Below are 310 nucleotides of genomic sequence, written 5' to 3' on the forward strand. Positions count from 1 at the left end.
GCAAGTCGCTTGCCGCGGCCGCGCGCGGCGAAAGGGCGGTGCTGGGCGCATGGCAGGATGGGGCGCTTGCCGGCACCGTCACGCTGCTGCTCGACCTGCCGCCTAATCAGCCGCACCGCGCCGAGATAGCCAAGCTGATGACCGGCCGCGACCATCGCGGCAAGGGCGTCGCGACCCGCCTGATGCGGGAAGCCGAGAAACTCGCCGTTGAGAAGGGCCGCACGCTGCTGGTGCTGGACACCGCGAGCGAGGAGGGGGCGTCCGGCCTTTACGAGAAACTTGGTTTCACGCTGACCGGCGAGATCCCGGA

At 69.7% G+C, this 310-nt stretch carries 1 protein-coding gene; it reads left to right on the top strand.

The window, feature by feature from the left end; genetic code table 11:
• Window positions 1–310, top strand: a 310-nt coding sequence (locus tag EN852_RS38440; RefSeq protein ID WP_135879878.1) for a GNAT family N-acetyltransferase, incomplete at both ends; no start/stop codon positions are given.

This window comes from Mesorhizobium sp. M2E.F.Ca.ET.209.01.1.1 (assembly GCF_004010375.2).
Classification (GTDB): domain Bacteria; phylum Pseudomonadota; class Alphaproteobacteria; order Rhizobiales; family Rhizobiaceae; genus Mesorhizobium.